Raw genomic sequence first — 17,667 nt, forward strand, 5'->3', positions numbered from 1 at the left:
CACTCACCGGAACCGCCCCCGCGGCTGCTCAGGCGTCTCGAAGATGGACGGGGCGACGTGGATGCCCTGCTCCTCGAACCGCTCCGTGAAGTGGGGCCGGACGCCGGTCGACTTCGTGGTACCAAGGAACCGACCCTGCGCGTCGACGCCGGCCGAGTAGTCGAAGACGAATGCGTCCTGCAAGGTGACGATGTCCCCCTCCATCCCCTGGACCTCGGTGACGTGAGTGACCCGACGCGTGCCGTCGCGCAGGCGGGTGAGCTGCACGATGACATCCACAGCTGAGGCGATCTGCTCGCGGATAGCGCGCAGCGGCAGGTCCATCCCGGCCATGAGCACCATCGTCTCCAGACGGGAGATCGCATCGCGCGGGCTGTTGGCGTGCAGGGTCGACAGAGACCCGTCGTGACCGGTGTTCATCGCCTGCAGCATGTCCAGGCTCTCACCGCCACGAACCTCGCCGACGATGATGCGGTCCGGCCGCATGCGCAAGGAGTTGCGCACCAGGTCACGGATGGTGATCTCCCCGTGACCCTCGATGTTCCGGGGCCGGCTCTCGAGCCGCACGATGTGCTCCTGCTGCAGCTGGAGCTCGACGGCGTCCTCGATCGTCACGATGCGTTCACCGTCCGGGATGAAGGAGGACAGGACGTTCAACATGGTCGTCTTTCCGGTGCCCGTGCCACCGGAGACCAAGATATTGAGCCGCGCCTCGACGCACGCCCGAAGCAGCTCCACCATCTGCGGCGAGACACTTCCACGCGCGACCAGGTCCTCAACTCGCATCGGCTTCTTGCCGAACTTTCGGATCGTCAGGGTGGATCCGCTGAAGGCCAGCGGCGGGATGACGGCGTTCACACGCGAACCATCCTCGAGGCGGGCGTCCACCAGCGGTGAGCTCTCGTCGATCCGTCTGCCGACACGGCTCACGATGCGCTCGATCACCCGTCGCAGGTGGTCCTCGGAGGTGAACCGGGCCTCGGCACGGCGTAACGTTCCCGAGGACTCGATGTAGATCTTCTCCGGCCCGTTGACCATGATCTCGGTGACGTCATCGTCGTCGAGCAGCTTTTGCAGCGGGCCGTATCCGAGGACGTCGTCCGTGATCTCCTTGATCAGACGCCGACGCTCATCTGTCTTCAGCGGGACGGACGCTGCGTTCACGAGATTAGTGACCTCGCGGCGCACCAGCTCCTGCAGTTTTCCTTCGTCCAGCGCCGAGTCGCTGATGCGGTTGCCCAGCCGTGTGAAGAGCTCCTCTCTCGCCTCTTCCTTGAGCCGGACCACGACGTCCGACTCACGAACAGGCGGTGGCGCTGGAACCGCGACGGCGTTGTCAGACTCGACGGGTGTGGGAGTCGGCACCTCAAGATCGACGGTGGACATCGGCTCAACCGTCTGCGACGAGGCGACGGGGGCCTGGGGGGACGGCAGCACGGTTGGCGCTGCCGGCAGCTCCTCACGGCTGCGCGCCGACCGCAGTCGCTCCGAGAGGTTCATCGCCGGCCCCTCGCTCGGTGCCCCAGCCACGCAGACCGCGTGGTGGCAGGGGAAAAGCGGTGCACGAGCTGTACAAGTTCCCTGCTCAGCGGGTCTCTCGGTTGGCTCTCCACGATGGGCGACCCCTCGTTCGTCGACCTCATCACCTTCATGGACCGCGGCAGGACAAGATCGACCGAGGCCCCGATCGTCGCCTCCACATCCGGGACCGCGAGCCCGCCGCCCTTCTCAGCCATGTTGACGACGATGTGTCGCGTGGCGGGTGTCAGCTCCAGCTCACCGAGAAGCTCAAGCTCCTTCCGCAGGCCACGGACGCCGGGGACGTCCAGGCTGGTGATGAGGACGAGATCGGTGGTGTGATCCATCGCCGCAAGTGTTTCTTCACTCATGCCGGGCGCCGTGTCGATGACCACGAACCGGAACTCCTGCTTGAGCGAGGCGATCAGTGTTGCGATCTGCGCCGCCCCGATGTGGTCCGCCTCAGCCGGGGACTTCACGCCGGGAAGGACGTGAAGACCTGACGGATGTGCGGTGAGCAGCGCCTTGAGAGCGATGGGGTCCTGCGCGCTCGGCCCGCTGACCACATCGCTCAGCGTGTAGACCGGGTCCAGATCCAAGGCGGCCGCCACGTCGCCGAACTGGATGTCGAGGTCGATCAGGACGGTTCCCTGCGGAGACTGCTGGGTGAGCCCCATCGCGATGTTGGTAGCAAGCGTGGTCTTGCCGACCCCTCCCTTAGGAGACGCCACGGTGATAACCCGCCCACCGAAGCTGTCCGCAGGCGCGCCGCTTGATGAACGCCCGGTTGTGATCTCGCTCGCGCGGCGGATCGCCCACCGGAACTCCTCGACGTCGAGCTGGGGGCTCATGAGGTCCTTGACACCCGCCCGGAGCGCCGAGAGGGCCAGCTGTTCAGCCTGCTGTGTGATGAGCAGCAGTGAGACGGTGGGGAACTGCTGCTCGAACTTGCCCGCCAGCTCCAGCGTCCGGTTCGCCAGCTCAGCGTCCCCGTCGGCGTCGACCAAGACGGTACGAACCTCCTCCGGCTCCTCCGTGAGCGCCAACAGCTGGGCCGGTCCCGCGGGTAACTGATGCCGAGTCAGCACCAGCAGGTTATCGTCCGTGGCCAACCGGACCCGCCTGACCAGGTCGGTTGACTCACTCACCAGGATGACTGCGGTCATTCGAGCACGTTCCTTCCCGTGGACGGAACGGTGATCACGATCGTGCGTGCATCGTCGTCGTCAGCGCCCTCCGGTTCGAGGGTCAACCACACGCTCCCGTACTCCTTGGCGTAGATGACCCTTGCGGCATCTTCAGCAGGGAGAGCAAGGGTCACGTGGATCGTGTCCGCCGGCGCTTGAGCCTCGGCGTCCTCATCGCGTGCGTTCGAAGGGGGGGCCACAAAGCCACCCTCTACGCGCACGACCAGCACTTTGTGCAGGAGCAGGTCGGTGATGGTGAACGACTCGCCTTCGTCCTCCGACGAGCCGTCTTCGCCCCCGGTACCGGAGTCGGCGGACTCCTCCTGCTGGGCCCGCTCGTCGAAGACGATGTTGCCGTCGTCATCGAGCACGTAGTTGTGCTCCGTCTCGATGTCGAAAGAGCCAAACACGCCAACCCGGTCGCCAGCGACAATGCTGCCGCCCAGTGCTCGCGGGTTCTCCAGCGGGATGGTCAGCTGGTGGTAGGTCTCGGCTTCTTCAGGCAGAGTAAAAGTGCCACGCGCTCGTACCTCTTCGGGCGTGGCGAACCGACCCAACTGCAACTGTTCACCCTCCGAGATCGCGGCAGTCACGACACGGCCCTCAAGATCACTCAGATCAGTCACCCGACCAGCGACCTGGAACTGTTTCGGTATGGCTTGGGTGTCGACGAAGGTGCCGAGCTCCTCCGCAGTTGTTCCTTCCGGGATGGCCGCCGCAGCGACATAAACGTTGTCCGTCTCCATCCCCTCGAGCGCACGCGCGTCAGCGTTGCTGGCGTAGTTCACCACGAGAAAGGCTGCTGCTGCCGTCAGCACGATGGCGATCATGGCGGCAATCACTCGCTTGAGCACGGGTTCCCCTTATGACTTAGAATTGTTCTTGTTAGTCCACGAGCGCGACGACAGCAGCGCCCCGGTCAGGCCCGTCGCCGTACTCCCAGGCATCGTCCAGTGACACGTACTCCACGAACGCGCCCCTGATGCAGCGGTCCTCGCCCTTGCACGGGACGGGACTACCTGCCTCGATCGACCCGAGGTAGTAACCGCTGATCTTGATGGCAGCGAAAGACTCGATGTGGTACCACCTGTCCCAGCTCTTCGTGTAGCCAGGCGGCTCGGGCGCGCCCTGTGTGCAATCCTTGACGTTATGTTTATCCGTCCAGCAGTAGTCGTAGATGGGGACCAGAACAGTCGTTCCAACCTCGATGTCTTCTGCCTTGCAGCCCTTCGGCGTATTACCAGTCTGCGAGGCGATCCACCCGCCTGCTTCGACAAGACGACCGCAGCCCGATGTAGCTCCTTGATCGTCGATATAGGCAAAGCCCGCCGGCATCGCGACCCCACTTGTGCTGGTGATGCAACTCTCGCTACCGTCCAAATGCTTCGGTAGGTAAAGAACAACATCTTTGCCTGTCGCCCCGCCCTGCTTCTCAAAGCTGCAGCGGGAAAAGGTCAGGGGCATGGTCGTAACCCCCTTGGTGGGCACACCCCACACTGCAGACGCACTCTCGCCTATTTGAGTTGAATCGATATTTAGGATGGCAAGGAAGTAGTTGTCGTGCTGACCTTGAGCCCGAACCGAGACTCGATTGGCGTCTGGATAGGTCACATCTACGGCCACAGATTCCTTTTGACTGCGAACATTCGCGGCGACAAAGGTCGAGGCTAGGTCGTCATCATCTGGACACCCCTCCGAACCAGCACACTGTTGCGCCACGGCTAAAGCTGCAGCATCCGCCCCGTTTTGCACCTCCTGCGATTTCGCATAGATGGAGGCGAGATCCACTCCTGCGCCAACAAATCCAATCAGAACCATCAACGACACGGCAACCATAACGGCCACAGCCCCACCGTCTGCCGGTGATGACATAATCCTCCTTAGCCGCCGCATCGCATTGCCCCTTCCCCAGTGAGAGTGTACTCCGAGACGAAGAACCCCGTCCATGACTTCGCCGTATATTCTGCGGACGCAGTGTGCTGACACGCGTCATTAGGCAATCCCGTAACTTTGGAAAAGGTCACAGTCGCCTTGGCCGCATCCGCGTCACTCTCACCGAACGGCAGGAAAGATTGGTAGAAATGCTGTCGCGCCAGCGTTTCGTCATCTTTGATAGCCATCTCCCGCGCCGCCTCGCGACTGGCTTGCGCCAGGTTGGCCTGAATGGCCCAAACGCGTCCAAACTCTATGACGCCCATAAGCAAGGCGAGCAAAATGCTCAGCACCAGCGCGAATTCGACGGCCGCAGCCCCTCTTTCCGCATGCCTTTCTGCGTACATACCCATGGCTCCTTGTCCTGGCGCGCGAGACCACGAACTGACAATGCCGGGGCGGTAGTTTCACCACCCCGGCACGTCAAACTGCAGCTCAGGGCGTCTTGGCCTCAAGCGGCGTCAAGACGGCGTCGAACATCTGGTCGAGCTCTGGGCCGATGAGGAACACTGTGGTGATGATCGCCACAGCGATGGCGGCGACCATGATGCCGTACTCGACGGCGGTCGCACCGCGCTCCTTATCGCCGAGCTTGGCCTTGAGCGAGGAAAGTGCGTAGAAGATGGCAGCCATGATGGGCTCCTCCGGGAACAGGTGCCGGCCCCCCGTTGGGGCCCTGCACGACTGAATGGGACGACTGGTCGAGGTGGATTACCCCTTCCAGCCACCATCAGAATGCACCCCGTCAAGTACCGACACAAGAGTTACCTGTGTGACGAGGGGCACATACGCGTTCAAAGAGGTAAACACTTTGAACGGACCTGAACACGGCTTTGCCCGCGCTTTACCTTGAGCGCCCGCAGAGAGCCAGAGGTCTCCGTCCCGCCGCCGGTCGGGCAGCGGCAACCGCAGCGGCGAAGCATATCGACAACGGGGCCCGACCGCCAGATGCGGTCGGGCCCCGTCCGTCGGGCTCCTACTTCAGGAAGTCAGGCACGTCCAGGTCGTCGGTCTCGTCCTCGAAGGTCACCTGCCGCGGCGGCTGCACCGGGCGCTGCTGCTGGACAGGGCGCTGGCCGTTTGAGTGCTGTGTCTGCTGGACACCCGCCATCATCCGCTCCCCTTCGTCAGATGACGAATCGTCAGACGGAGCAGCTTGGATGTGGCCGTTGTGGGCGGGGGCACCCACGGGGCGCGCCGGCGGCTGCTGTGCCTGAGACGGCTGCGACTGCTGCACCGGCCGCTGCTGCGCCTGGGGGCGCGACGCACCACCGGCCTGCACCTGGCCGAGCGCGCGCTCGTTCTCCCGCGTCTGGGGCGACCCGCCGTCGAAGCCGGCGGCGATGACAGTGACGCGCACCTCGTCGCCGAGGGAGTCGTCGATGACCGCACCGAAGATGATGTTGGCCTCCGGGTGCGCGGCCTCCTGCACCAGGCGCGCCGCCTCGTTGATCTCGAAGAGGCCAAGGTCGGAGCCGCCCTGGACCGACAGCAGCACGCCGTGCGCGCCCTCGATGCTCGCCTCGAGCAGGGGCGAGGAGATCGCCAGCTCGGCTGCCTGCACCGCACGGTCCTCGCCGCGGGCCGAGCCGATGCCCATGAGCGCCGAGCCGGCGCCCTGCATCACCGACTTCACGTCGGCAAAGTCGAGGTTGATCAGACCCGGGGTGGTGATGAGGTCGGTGATGCCCTGGACACCGGAGAGCAGCACCTGGTCGGCGCTGCGGAAGGCGTCGAGCATGCTGACCGCACGGTCGGAGATCGACAGCAGCCGGTCGTTGGGGATGACGATGAGGGTGTCGACCTCCTCGCGGAGGGTCGCGATGCCGGACTCGGCCTGGTTGGCGCGCCGACGGCCCTCGAAGGTGAAGGGGCGGGTCACGACGCCGATGGTCAGCGCCCCGAGCTGCTTGGCGATCTTGGCGACGACCGGGGCTCCACCGGTGCCGGTGCCGCCGCCCTCGCCGGCGGTGACGAAGACCATGTCGGCGCCGCGCAGCGCCTCCTCGATCTCCTCGGTGTGGTCCTCGGCGGCGCGGCGCCCCACCTCGGGGTCGGCGCCGGCACCGAGGCCACGGGTCAGCTCACGACCGACGTCGAGCTTGACGTCGGCGTCGCTCATGAGCAGCGCCTGGGCGTCGGTGTTGATGGCGATGAACTCGACACCCTTGAGGCCGACCTCGATCATCCGGTTGATGGCGTTGACGCCACCACCGCCGATGCCGACGACCTTGATGACGGCCAGGTAGTTCTGAGCAGCGGACACGGTGGACCTTTCGAGATGGAGACCAGGGTTGTGTGGTTCTGTGCCGCGAGCATAAGACGGGGGTGCCATTTGGCCCCTTGAGCGTGAACCTCGACTTCAGGTCGAGGGTCTAGGCCGCCACCGAAAGGCGGCGTCAGCCCTGCGGCGCGGCCGGCAGCCCCGTCACGATCGGCGTCTCCGGCGAGCTCACGTCGATCTTCTGCGGGATGCCGCCGAGCGGGTCGATGCTCTCCTGGTCCAGGAGGGCGGTGACGACCTTCCACTTCTTCTCGGACTCGGTCGGCTCACCCCACGCCAGGGTCAGCTGGTCGACCGTCATCGTCACGGTGCCGTTGGCGGCGTAGGTCGGGACCGACAGCTCGCCCTCGAGCGCCTTCGCCTCCGGGCGCAGGCTCCACAGCTCCACCAGGCCGCGCACGGTCTCGCGAGACAGCGCCTGCGGCTCCTCGCCGGCGACGCGGACCAACGGCACACCCTTGGGTCGCTTGCCCACCTCGTCGTAGACCACGCCGCCGGCATCCGCGACCCACGTGCTGTCACCGCGCCGCAGCGCGAGCGCCGGCTCGCGCAGCTCGACCTCGTAGACCACCGTCGAGGGCCACCTGCGGGTCACGTCGATGCTGCGCACCCGCGTGTCGCCGGCCAGGACCCGCTCGCTCACCCGGCTCTCGGAGACCCGTGCGAGCGGTCGTCCCTGCGGGATGTCGGCGTGGCGAACGACGCTGTCGGCGACCTCGCCCTCGACCCCGCTGACCCGCACGGTCTCGACGGTAAAGGCCACGGAGTAGAAGAACAGGAAGACCAGCGCGGCGGCGAGCACGGCGACGAGGCTGCCCCAGCCGAGCACGGCGCATCGCCACGCCTTGGGCCCGCGCACGCCGCGCCTTTGAGCCCGCCGCTGCCGGCGGCGCTCGGCCATCCCCTTCGGCAGGATCCTCACGACGCCTCCTCCCCCAGCAGCTCGAGCAGCTGTGGCCCGACGGCGGTGATGTCGCCGGCGCCGACGGTTACGACGAGGTCGCCCGGACGCACGAGGGTATGGAGCATCTCGGCGGCACGTCCGCGCTCGTCGAGCAGGTGCACCTCGGTGCCGGTGCCGGCCTCGCGCACGAGGTCGGCGAGCAGGCCGGAGGTCACGTCGGGAAACTGCTCCTGGGCCTCCCGCGCGCCGTAGACCGGCAGCAGCAGGAGCACGTCGGCAGCGGCCAGGCCGGCGGCGAAACCCTCGGCGAAGTCGCGGGTGCGGGAGAACAGGTGCGGCTGAAAGGCGATCACGACACGCCGACCCGCGGCGGCCGAGCGTGCCGCCTGGACCACGGCGGTGACCTTCGGCGCGTTGTGCGCGTAGTCGTCGACGACCTCGACGCCGCCGGCGGTGCCGACGTGCTCGAAGCGCCGGTGCGCGCCGGGGAAGGCCGCCAGCCCCGCCAGCACCGGCTCAAGCGGCACGCCAAGGCCCGCGGTTGCGGCGAGCAGCGCGGCGGTGGCGTTGTGCAGGCTGTGCAGCCCGGGCACCGGAAGCCGCAGCTGGGCGGTCGTGCCCTCGGTCACCGGGCCGAGGGTGCGGCTCCAGACCAGGGTGGCCGAGGACGTCATACCCTCCGTGCGCGCGTCGCGGACCAGCACGTCGGGGGCCTCCCCGGCCCCCGTGCCCCAGGTGACCACGCGCGTGCCCTCGTCGCGGGCGCGTGCGGCGAGACGGGCGGCGCCGGGGTCGTCGGCGTTGGTGACGAGCAGGCCGCCGGGCGCGATCGTGCGGGCGAAGTCGGCGTAGGCGCGCTCGACGCCGGCCTCGTCGCCCCAGAAGTCGAGGTGGTCCGGCTGGACGTTGGTCACGACCGCGACCCGCGGGCGGTAGACGAGGAAGGAGCCGTCGCTCTCGTCGGCCTCGACGACGACGGGGCTGCCCTCACCGCCGGGCGCGGCGTTGGTGCCGGAGCCGGCCAGCGGCGCGCCGATGACGTAGGCCGGGTCGGCGCCGGCGGCCTGCAGGGCCACGGTCGTCATCGCGCTCGTGGTGGTCTTGCCGTTGGCGCCGGCGACCGCGACGGCGTCGCGGCCGGGCAGCAGCGCCGCGATGCCCTGCGACCGGTGCAGCACCCGCAGCCCGGCGGCACGGGCGGCGGCGAGCTCGGGGTTGTCCTCCGGTATGGCGCTGCTCACCACCACGGTCGAGGCACCCTCGAGGTGGGCCGGGTCGTGCCCGACGAAGACGCGGGCGCCCTCGGCCTCCAGCGCGCGCAAAGTGGCGCTGTCGGCACGGTCGGAGCCGGAGACGGGGATGCCGCGCGCAAGGTACATCCGGGCCACGCCGGACATGCCGGAGCCGCCGATGGCGACGAAGTGGACCGCGCCCAGCTCGTCGGCGGCCGGCACCGCGGCCGTGAAGTCGAAGCGGGGGCTGCTCACCCCGCCGCTCCCCGTCCGGCCGTGGTCAGGATGAGGTCCACCAGCTGGTCGTCGGCGTCGCGCTCGCCGTGCTCGGCCGCCGCGCGCGACATCGCGGCGAGCCGCTCGAGGTCGCAGGCCAGCGGGATGACGGTGCCGCGCACCCAGTCGGCGTTGACCTCGGCGTCGTCGACGAGGAGGCCACCGCCGGCCTCGACGACCTCGGCGGCGTTGAGCCGCTGCTCGCCGTTGCCGACGGGCAGCGGCACGTAGATGGCGGGCACGCCGACGGCCGACAGCTCGCTCACGGTGCCCGCACCGGCGCGGCACACGGCCAGGTCGGCGACGGCATACGCGAGGTCCATGCGGTCGGTGTAGCTCATCGCGACGTAACGCGCGCCGTCGAGCCGGGCCGGCACCTCGATGTCCTTGCCCTCACCGGTGAGGTGCAGCACCTGCACGTCGGCGGTCAGCAGGTCCTCGGCCGCGGCGGAGAAGGCCTGGTTGAGCCGCTGGGCGCCGAGCGAGCCGCCGAAGACCAGCAGCGTGGGCCGGTCGTCGTCGAGGCCGAAGTGGGCCAGCCCCTGCGGCCGCAGCGCGGCACGGTCGAGGTCGCGGATCTCAGCACGCAGCGGCAGCCCGACACGGGTGGCACCGGGCAACTCGGTCGCGTCGAAGGTCGTCGCGACGGCGTCGGTGAGGCGGGCACCGAGGCGGTTGGCCAGGCCGGCGCGGGCGTTCTGCTCGTGGATGACGATCGGGGTGCCGGCCCGGCGCGCCGCGAGGTAGGCCGGGGTCGAGACGTAGCCGCCGAAGCCGACCACCACGTCCGCCTCGCACGCGCGGATCGCATGGAGGGCGGCGCCGATCGCCGAGGTGAGCGCGGTCGGGAAGCGCAGCGCGGTGGCGTCGGGGCGGCGCGGGAAGGGCACCTTGGGCACGAACGTGAGGTCGTAGCCGCGCTCGGGCACGAGCCGGGCCTCGAGCCCCTCCGTCGTGCCGAGCACGCAGATGTGGACGTCGGGTACGCGGCGGCGCAGGGCGTCGGCGGTGGCCAGCAGCGGGTTGACGTGACCGGCCGAGCCGCCGCCGGCCAGCACGACGGAGAGGGGTCGCTCGCTCATCGGCGGCTCCCCCGCCCGGCGGCGCGGCGGGTCGGGACGACGGCCAGGGTGCGGCGCAGCGCGGAGGGGCGGGCCTTGAGACGCTCGGCCGCACCGGGCACCGAGCGGGCCAGCGCGAGCAGCAGCCCGACCCCGATGAGGGCGGCGATGAGCGCCGACCCGCCGCTGGAGACCAGGGGCAGCGGCACGCCGATGATCGGCAGCATCCCGATGACCGAGCCGATGTTGAGCAGCGCCTGGCCGAGCAGCCAGATCATCACGCCGGCGGTCGCGAGCCGGATGAAGGGGTCGTCGGACTGGCTGACGATGCGGAAGCACGCGTAGGCAAGCACGGCGAAGAGCAGCAGCACGGCCATGGTCCCGGGCAGGCCCAGCTCCTCGCCGATGATCGCCAGGATGAAGTCGTTGTGCGGCTCGGGCAGCAGGCCCCACTTCTCGCGGGAGGCGCCTAGGCCCAGCCCCCACCAGCCGCCGTCGGCGAGGGCGTACTCGGCGTGGACCTTCTGGAAGCAGCCGCCGTTGGCCGCGTGCGGGGAGTCGCAGATGTCGCCGAGCCACACCTGGATGCGCTGCATGCGGTTGGCGCTGCCGGCGGCGAGGAAGGCGACGCCACCGGCGGCGACGGCGCCGACGCCGACGAACCACTTGGCGGGCAGTCCGGCCGCCCACAGCATGCCGACGACGATCGCGACCATGATCATGGCGGTGCCCAGGTCGTGACCCTGCAGCACCAGCCCGACGAGCACGAGGCCGAAGGGGAAGACGAACGGCGCGGTGGCCGGGACGATCCGGTGGATGACCTTGCGCCGGTTGGCCAGCACCGCCGCGCCGAAGACGACCAGTGCCAGCTTGCCGAACTCCGAGGGCTGCAGGCTGAAGCCGGCGATGCTGATCCAGTTGCGGTTGCCCTGGAACTCCACGCCCAGGCCGGTGAAGACGGCCGCCTGCAGGCCGAGCGCGAGCAGGATCGCGGGGAACGCCATGCGCTTCCACCAGCGCACCGGCACCCGGGAGCCGACCAGGGCGAGGACGATGCCGACCCCGGCGAAGGCGACCTGCTCGAGGAAGACGGTGTAGGAGCTGCCGCTGTCGACGAACGAGCGGGGGCCGCTGGCCGAGAGCACCATGACCAGCCCGAGGGCGGTGAGGATCCCGGCCGAGGCCAGCACGAGGTAGTAGGGCGCGACCGGGGAGCGCAGCCACTCGCCGACCGAGGCGAGGCTCCACTCCGACGGGCTGGTCGCGGGCTGCCGGGAGGTGCGCGGGCGCACCGTCGCCGTGGGCCGCGGTCGGGAGATCGTGGTCACGACCTCTCCTCCCCCGCCAGGTGGCGGCGCACCGCGTCGGCGAACTCGTCGCCGCGCGAGCCGTAGCTGGGGAACATGTCCAGCGACGCCGCCGCGGGCGAGAGGAGCACGACGTGGCCGGGTCGGGCCATGGCCGCGGCAGAGCTCACCACGTCGTCCATCAGCCGGGCCAGCGCACGCATGTCCCCATGGTCGGCGACCCCGGCGTCGTGGACGGGGACCTCGGGCGCGTGTCGGGCGAGCGAGGTCGCGATCTGCGCACGGTCGGCGCCCAGGAGCACGACCCCGCGGAGCCGGTCGGCGACCCTGGCGACGAGGTCGTCGACCTCGGCACCCTTGAGCTGGCCACCGGCGACCCAGACGATGTCGGGGTAGGCGTAGAGCGCGGCCTGGGCGGCGTGCGGGTTGGTGGCCTTGGAGTCGTCGACCCAGGTCACGCCCTCGTGCTCGGCGACGATCGTGGTGCGGTGCGAGTCGGTGCGGAAGGCGCGCAGGCCGTCGCGGACGGCGGCCGAGGAGACGCCGGCGGCCCGGGCGAGGCCGGCGGCGGCCAGGGCGTTGGCGACCAGGTGCGGCGGCGGGGTGCCGGTGCCGTCGCCGCCGGAGGCGCGGGCCAGGTCGGCCAGCGTGCCCAGCTCGGCCGCGCTCGTCGCACGCTCCTGGATGAACGCGCGGTCAGCGAGGACGTCGTCGACCACCCCGAGCATCGACAGGCCGGGCGTGCCGAGCGTGAAGCCGACCGCGCGGCAACCCTCGACCACGTCGGCCTCCTCGACCATGCGCTCGGTGCGCTCGTCCTGGACGTTGTAGAGGCAGGCCACCTGGGTGCGCTCGTAGATCCGGGCCTTGTCCGCGGCATACCCCTCGAGCGAGCCGTGCCAGTCGAGGTGGTCGGGCGCGAGGTTGAGCACGACCGAGGCCAGCGGCGACATCGAGTGCGTGAAGTGCAGCTGGAAGCTGGAGAGCTCGACCGCGATGACGTCGTAGGGGTCGGGGTGCTGGACGGCGTCGAGGACCGGCGTGCCGACGTTGCCGGTGGCGATCGCCCGCAGACCGGCGGTGCGCAGGATCGTCTCGAGCAGCTGCACGGTCGTGGTCTTGCCGTTGGTGCCGGTCACCACCAGCCAGGGCGCCGCGCCCACGCGTGGCTGCAGGCGCCAGGCGAGCTCGACCTCCGACCACACGGGTATGCCGCGCTCCAGCGCCGCGTCGAGCACGGGGTGGCTGGGCGGCCAGCCGGGCGAGGTGACGACCACGTCGACCTCGAGGTCCTCCGGCCAGCCCTCGACGTGCTCGGGCCCCAGCCGCACGTCGGCGCCGAGGATGCCGAGGATCCCGGCCTGGGTCTCCTGCTTCTCCGTGCCGTTGCCGCGGTCGACGACGGTGACGCGCGCGCCGTGCTGGAGAAGCGCGTCGGCGGCGGCGAAGCCGGTGACGCCGAGCCCGGCGACCAGCGCGCGCAGGCCCGACCAGTCGGCGTCGCGGTGGGTGAGCTCGTCCAGGTCCGTCCGCCCGCTCCCGCTCACAGGTTGGCCACCCACTCGCCGTAGAACAGGCCCAGCCCGACGGCGACGCACAGCCCGGCGATGATCCAGAAGCGGATGACGATCGTCACCTCGGCCCACCCGAGCAGCTCGAAGTGGTGCTGCAGCGGCGCCATCCGGAACACCCGTTTTCCGGTCATCTTGAACGAGGCGACCTGGATGATCACCGACAGCGTGATCATGACGAACAGGCCGCCGAGGATGGCCAGCAGCAGCTCGGTGTGGGTGGTGATGGCCAGGCCGGCCAGGCCGCCGCCGAGGGCCAGCGAGCCGGTGTCGCCCATGAAGATCTTGGCCGGCGAGGCGTTCCACCACAGGAAGCCGAAGGTGGCGCCGGCCACCGAGCAGGCCACCACAGCCAGGTCGAGGGCGTCGCGCACGTCGTAGCAGTTGGGGCCGGGGGCGAGCTGGCAGTTCTGGTTGTACTGCCAGATGCCGATGACCGAGTAGGCGCCGAAGACCATCACGCTCGCGCCGGTGGCCAGCCCGTCGAGGCCGTCGGTGAGGTTGACCCCGTTGGAGGCGCCGGCGATGAGGATGTTGGCCCAGATGATGAACAGGATCGTGCCGATGACCGGGCCGGCGAAGGCGAGGTCGACCGGCGTGTCCCGCACGAAGGAGATGGCCGTCGAGGCGGGGCTGCGGGTGTTGTCACCCGGGGTCTGCAGCGCACCGACGGCGAAGATGATCGCCACGACCGCCTGGCCGGCGAGCTTCTCCAGGGAGGTCAGGCCGAGGCTGCGCTGCTTGGAGATCTTGGTGTAGTCGTCGAGGAAGCCGATGAACCCCAGCCCGGTGAGCAGGAAGAGCACCAGCACCGCGCTCATCGTGAACCGGCTGTGCGTCACCTCCACCAGCCCGGACATGTCGAGCAGGATGAGCAGCAGGTGGGAGAGCACGTAGCCGGCCAGCGTGGCCAGGATGATCACCGCGCCGCCCATCGTCGGCGTGCCGCGCTTGGTGTGGTGGGAGGTGGGGCCGTCGTCGCGGATGAACTGGCCGTAGCCGCGGCGGACCAGGAACTTGATGAACAGCGGCGTGCCGAAGAGCGCGATGACCAGCGACACACCGCCGGCGAGCAGGACGTTGACCATCTAGCCGTCCCTCCCCGCCAGGGCGTCGCCCAGGAAGCGCAGGCCCGAGTCGCGGCTGGACTTCAGCAGCACCACGTCGCCGGGGCGCAGCAGGTCGGCCAGGAGCTCCTCGGCGCGGTGGCGGTCCTCGACCGCGTGGTGCGTGGCTCCGCCCGCCTGCAGGTATGCCGTGCCCGCGGGCCCGGCGAGGTCGCCGACCGTGACGAGCGCGTCGACGCCGAGCTCGCCGGCGAGCCGGCCGACCCCGGCGTGCTCGGCGTCGCTGTCGTCGCCGAGCTCGAGCATGCCGCCGAGGACGGCGAGGGTGCGGCCCTCGGGCCGGCGCATCGCCGCCAGGGCTCGCAGCGCCGCCTTCGTGGAGTCGGGGTTGGCGTTGTAGGCGTCGTTGACCACCGTGACCCCGTCGGGGCGGGTGGTGACCTCCATGCGCCATCGCGACTTCGCGGTCGCGGCGCCGAGCGCGTCGGCGACCTCGGGCCACGGCATTCCCCACTCGTGGGCGGTGGCGGCGACCGCGAGGGCGTTGCCGACGTGGTGCTCCCCCACCAGCTGCAGCTGGACCGCAAGCCCCTCGGCAGGGCCGTCGGGCGCGTGCAGCGTGAACGACGCGCGGCCGTCGGGGTCGAGGACGACGTCGGTGGCCCGCACCTCGGCGTCCTCGCCGCGGCCGACCAGCAGCGTGCGCGCCTGCGTCCGCGACGCCATACCCGCGACGACGGGGTCGTCGGCGTTGAGGACGGCCAGGCCGTCGGGGGGCAGCGCCTGCACCAGCTCGGACTTGGCCTCGCCGATCGCCTCGCGCGAGCCGAACTCGCCCAGGTGCGCGGTGCCGACGTTGAGGACGACGGCGACCTGGGGCGGTGCGATGCCGGTGAGGTGCTCGATGTGGCCCGCGCCGGAGGCGCCCATCTCGGCCACGAGGAACTCGGTGTCCTCGGCGAGCCGGCAGACGGTCAGCGGCACGCCGACCTCGGAGTTGTAGGAGGCCTCGGGGGCCAGCGTCGGGCCGAGCGCGGGCAGCACCTGGGCCATGAGGTCCTTGGTCGAGGTCTTGCCGGAGGAGCCGGTGATGCCGACGACGCGCAGGCCCCCGGCCGCGGCGCAGCGGTCGTGCACCTCGCGGGCGACGGCGGCGAAGGCGCGGGTGACCGCGTCGTAGGGCGGCAGGTCGACCCTCCGGGTGGGATCGTGGTCCGGAGCCTCGTCGACGACGACGCACGGCAGCGCGTCGGTCTCGCGGTTGGTCAGCGCGGCGGCGCCACCGGCAGCGGCGGCGTCTCCGAGGTAGTCGTGGCCGTCGGCCGACTCACCACGGCGCGCCACGTAGAGGCTCCCGGGCTCGACGGCCCGGGAGTCGGTGACGACGCTCGTCGTGATGGTGGTCGCGGCAGCCTCGGCGGTGTCGGGATGGACCCGTCCACCGGTGACCCGGGCGATGTCGCGGAGGGTCAGGGGGATCACTCACCGCCTCCCTTCGTCCTTGATGGCAATGTCCCCCAGTGTGACACCGGATCCTTGACCCGGCGCCTTCTTCGCCGGGTCGTACTCGAGGGGCACCTCCAGCGGCGGGCCCTCGGCGGGCTCGACGCCCTCCTTCTGCAGCGCGTAGCGCATGACCGAGGAGAAGACCGGGCCGGCGATGATGCCGCCGAAGCGGTGGATCTTGGTCGGGCGCTGCACCGCGACGCCGACGACGTACTTCGGGTCGTCCGCGGGCGCGAAGCCGATGAAGCTCGAGGTGACCCCGCTGTAGCCGCCCTTGGTCTCGTCGAAACGGTCGGCGGTGCTGGTCTTGCCGGCCACGTGGTAGCCGTCGACGGCCGCCAGCGGCGCGGTGCCGCCGGTCGCGGGGATCTGCTGCATGATCTCGGTCAGCGTGTCGGCGGTCTCCTTGGAGACCACCCGCGTGCCGGTCGGCAGCGGCAGCTCGGCGTAGCGGCCCTCCTCGTCGACCGTGCCCTGGATGAAGGACGGCGTCAGGCGGGTCCCGTCGTTGGCGATGGTCTGGAAGACGCTCACCTGCTGCAGGAACGAGCCGGAGTAGCCCTGGCCGAACATCAGGGTGTACTGCGTGGTGTCGCTCCACCCGGCGGTCCCCGGCTGGGGCACCAGTCCGGCGGACTCACCGGGCAGGCCGTGCCCGACGGGGCTGCCCAGCCCGAACTTGCGGATCCAGTCGTAGAGCTTCTGCTCGCCGAGCTTCTCCCCGACGAGGATCGTGCCCATGTTGGAGGACTTGGCGATGACGCCGGCGAAGGTCAGGTGCTGCACCGGGTGCGGCTCGACGTCGCGGAAGGAGGTGCCGCCGCGCGGCAGCGACACCGGCACCTCGACGGGGGTGTCGCGCTCGACCAGGCCCTCCTCGACGGCCGCGGCCGCGGTGATGAGCTTGGCGGTCGAGCCGGGCTCGTAGACGTCCTCGATCGCGGCGTTGCGCATGTCCTCCGACGTCTGCGTGTCGTCGGCGGGGTCGAAGCCGGGATAGCTGGCCAGGGCGACGATCCGGCCGGTGCTGACCTCCTGCACCACGGCATACCCGCGCAGCGCCCCGGCGTCCTTGACCCGCTCGCGGATGGCGTCGTAGGCGTACCACTGCAGGTCGGCGTCGATGCTCAGGCGCACGTCCTGGCCCGGGACGGCCGGGTCCTCCTGGTAGAGGCCGGTGCTGATCCGCTCGCCGCTGGAGCCGACCTCGAAGACCGCCTCGCCTGGTGCGCCGGTGAGGTCGTCATGGTGGACCAGCTCGATGCCGCCGGCGGGCATCTCCCCCGCGCCCATCCACCCGACGAGCGGCGCGGCTGCCTCGCCGAGCGGGTAGTCGCGGCGCATGACGTTCTCGGCGCTGACGCCGCGCACGCCGCGGGCGCGCAGCTCCTGCCAGGTCTGCGGGGAGACGTCCTTGACCAGCACGGTGTACTTCTCCCCCGGCGGGTCGGTCAGCGCCTCCAGGATCGGACCCTCGTCGGCGCCCGTGACCTCGGAGACGACCTGGGCCGCGGCCGCGAAGCCCTCGGCGACGACCTCGCCCTCGTCGTCCTTGAGCGTGTAGTCCTCGACCAGGGTGGGGTCGGCGACGATGCGGCGGCGCTCGACGCTGACCGCGAGCTCGGCCCCGGAGACGTCGGTGATCGTGCCGCGCTCGGCGGGGATGGCGCGGACCTCGAGCCGGCCGTTGACCGCGGCGGCGGACACGCTGGCGGCGTCGAGGCCCTGCAGCCGCACGAGCTGGGCGGCGAAGAGGCTGAGGACGACCATGACACCCACCAGCATCGTGCGCATGCGGCGACGCGGGTGGACGACCCCGGGG

Annotated in this window: 15 protein-coding genes; all 15 read right to left on the bottom strand. The window is 70.0% G+C overall.

The genetic code is table 11. The annotated features are described in order from the left end of the window. Window positions 1-3: 3 nt before the first annotated feature. Window positions 4-1,500: a TadA family conjugal transfer-associated ATPase gene (locus K330_RS20250; RefSeq protein ID WP_040657984.1), complete on the bottom strand. Its 1,497-nt coding sequence runs from the start codon at window positions 1,498-1,500 to the stop codon at window positions 4-6. Beyond that, complete coding sequence (locus K330_RS20255; RefSeq protein WP_022921503.1) at window positions 1,497-2,684, bottom strand: CpaE/TadZ family protein; 1,188 nt, start codon at window positions 2,682-2,684, stop codon at window positions 1,497-1,499. The genes K330_RS20250 and K330_RS20255 overlap by 4 nt, the downstream gene beginning before the upstream one ends. Then, window positions 2,681-3,559, bottom strand: coding sequence for a Flp pilus assembly protein CpaB (gene cpaB, locus K330_RS22660; RefSeq protein ID WP_022921504.1), 879 nt, complete (start codon window positions 3,557-3,559; stop codon window positions 2,681-2,683). Before cpaB ends, K330_RS20255 begins: the two co-directional genes overlap by 4 nt. Before the next feature lie 31 nt (window positions 3,560-3,590). Further along, entirely contained in the window at window positions 3,591-4,550 is a 960-nt protein-coding gene (locus K330_RS23290; protein ID WP_169448529.1) for a pilus assembly protein TadG-related protein, read from the bottom strand. A gap of 35 nt (window positions 4,551-4,585) precedes the next feature. Further along, complete coding sequence (locus K330_RS0109000; protein ID WP_040657907.1) at window positions 4,586-4,984, bottom strand: TadE/TadG family type IV pilus assembly protein; 399 nt, start codon at window positions 4,982-4,984, stop codon at window positions 4,586-4,588. Between the two features lie 88 nt (window positions 4,985-5,072). Beyond that, window positions 5,073-5,270: a Flp family type IVb pilin gene (locus K330_RS0109005; RefSeq protein WP_022921507.1), complete on the bottom strand. Its 198-nt coding sequence runs from the start codon at window positions 5,268-5,270 to the stop codon at window positions 5,073-5,075. A gap of 343 nt (window positions 5,271-5,613) precedes the next feature. Further along, window positions 5,614-6,903, bottom strand: coding sequence for a cell division protein FtsZ (ftsZ, locus tag K330_RS0109010; RefSeq protein WP_022921508.1), 1,290 nt, complete (start codon window positions 6,901-6,903; stop codon window positions 5,614-5,616). Between the two features lie 133 nt (window positions 6,904-7,036). Beyond that, window positions 7,037-7,843, bottom strand: a complete 807-nt coding sequence (locus K330_RS0109015; RefSeq protein WP_084617342.1) for a cell division protein FtsQ/DivIB — start codon at window positions 7,841-7,843, stop codon at window positions 7,037-7,039. Next, entirely contained in the window at window positions 7,840-9,312 is a 1,473-nt protein-coding gene (gene murC, locus K330_RS0109020; protein ID WP_022921510.1) for a UDP-N-acetylmuramate--L-alanine ligase, read from the bottom strand. Before murC ends, K330_RS0109015 begins: the two co-directional genes overlap by 4 nt. Further along, window positions 9,309-10,415 carry an undecaprenyldiphospho-muramoylpentapeptide beta-N-acetylglucosaminyltransferase gene (murG, locus tag K330_RS0109025; protein WP_022921511.1) on the bottom strand — a complete coding sequence of 369 codons (1,107 nt, stop codon included), beginning with the start codon at window positions 10,413-10,415 and terminating at the stop codon, window positions 9,309-9,311. Before murG ends, murC begins: the two co-directional genes overlap by 4 nt. Continuing rightward, window positions 10,412-11,722: a putative lipid II flippase FtsW gene (gene ftsW / locus K330_RS0109030; protein ID WP_022921512.1), complete on the bottom strand. Its 1,311-nt coding sequence runs from the start codon at window positions 11,720-11,722 to the stop codon at window positions 10,412-10,414. The genes murG and ftsW overlap by 4 nt, the downstream gene beginning before the upstream one ends. Continuing rightward, entirely contained in the window at window positions 11,719-13,248 is a 1,530-nt protein-coding gene (gene murD, locus K330_RS0109035; RefSeq protein WP_022921513.1) for a UDP-N-acetylmuramoyl-L-alanine--D-glutamate ligase, read from the bottom strand. Before murD ends, ftsW begins: the two co-directional genes overlap by 4 nt. Beyond that, window positions 13,245-14,360, bottom strand: coding sequence for a phospho-N-acetylmuramoyl-pentapeptide-transferase (gene mraY / locus K330_RS0109040; RefSeq protein WP_022921514.1), 1,116 nt, complete (start codon window positions 14,358-14,360; stop codon window positions 13,245-13,247). Before mraY ends, murD begins: the two co-directional genes overlap by 4 nt. Beyond that, window positions 14,361-15,821 carry a UDP-N-acetylmuramoyl-tripeptide--D-alanyl-D-alanine ligase gene (locus K330_RS0109045; protein WP_022921515.1) on the bottom strand — a complete coding sequence of 487 codons (1,461 nt, stop codon included), beginning with the start codon at window positions 15,819-15,821 and terminating at the stop codon, window positions 14,361-14,363. It abuts the gene before it with no gap. After that, window positions 15,822-17,639, bottom strand: a complete 1,818-nt coding sequence (locus K330_RS20265; RefSeq protein ID WP_022921516.1) for a peptidoglycan D,D-transpeptidase FtsI family protein — start codon at window positions 17,637-17,639, stop codon at window positions 15,822-15,824. It lies immediately after the preceding gene. Window positions 17,640-17,667: the final 28 nt, after the last annotated feature.

This window comes from Ornithinimicrobium pekingense DSM 21552 (genome assembly GCF_000421185.1).
GTDB lineage: Bacteria > Actinomycetota > Actinomycetes > Actinomycetales > Dermatophilaceae > Ornithinicoccus > Ornithinicoccus pekingensis.

Coding starts and splice junctions, on each gene's coding strand:
- K330_RS20250 (WP_040657984.1), bottom strand. CDS start 1,500: ATGAACCTCTCGGAGCGACTGCGGTCGGCGCGCAGCCGTGAGGAGCTG.
- K330_RS20255 (WP_022921503.1), bottom strand. CDS start 2,684: ATGACCGCAGTCATCCTGGTGAGTGAGTCAACCGACCTGGTCAGGCGG.
- K330_RS0109000 (WP_040657907.1), bottom strand. CDS start 4,984: ATGTACGCAGAAAGGCATGCGGAAAGAGGGGCTGCGGCCGTCGAATTC.
- K330_RS0109005 (WP_022921507.1), bottom strand. CDS start 5,270: ATGGCTGCCATCTTCTACGCACTTTCCTCGCTCAAGGCCAAGCTCGGC.
- murG (WP_022921511.1), bottom strand. CDS start 10,415: ATGAGCGAGCGACCCCTCTCCGTCGTGCTGGCCGGCGGCGGCTCGGCC.
- mraY (WP_022921514.1), bottom strand. CDS start 14,360: ATGGTCAACGTCCTGCTCGCCGGCGGTGTGTCGCTGGTCATCGCGCTC.
- K330_RS20265 (WP_022921516.1), bottom strand. CDS start 17,639: ATGCGCACGATGCTGGTGGGTGTCATGGTCGTCCTCAGCCTCTTCGCC.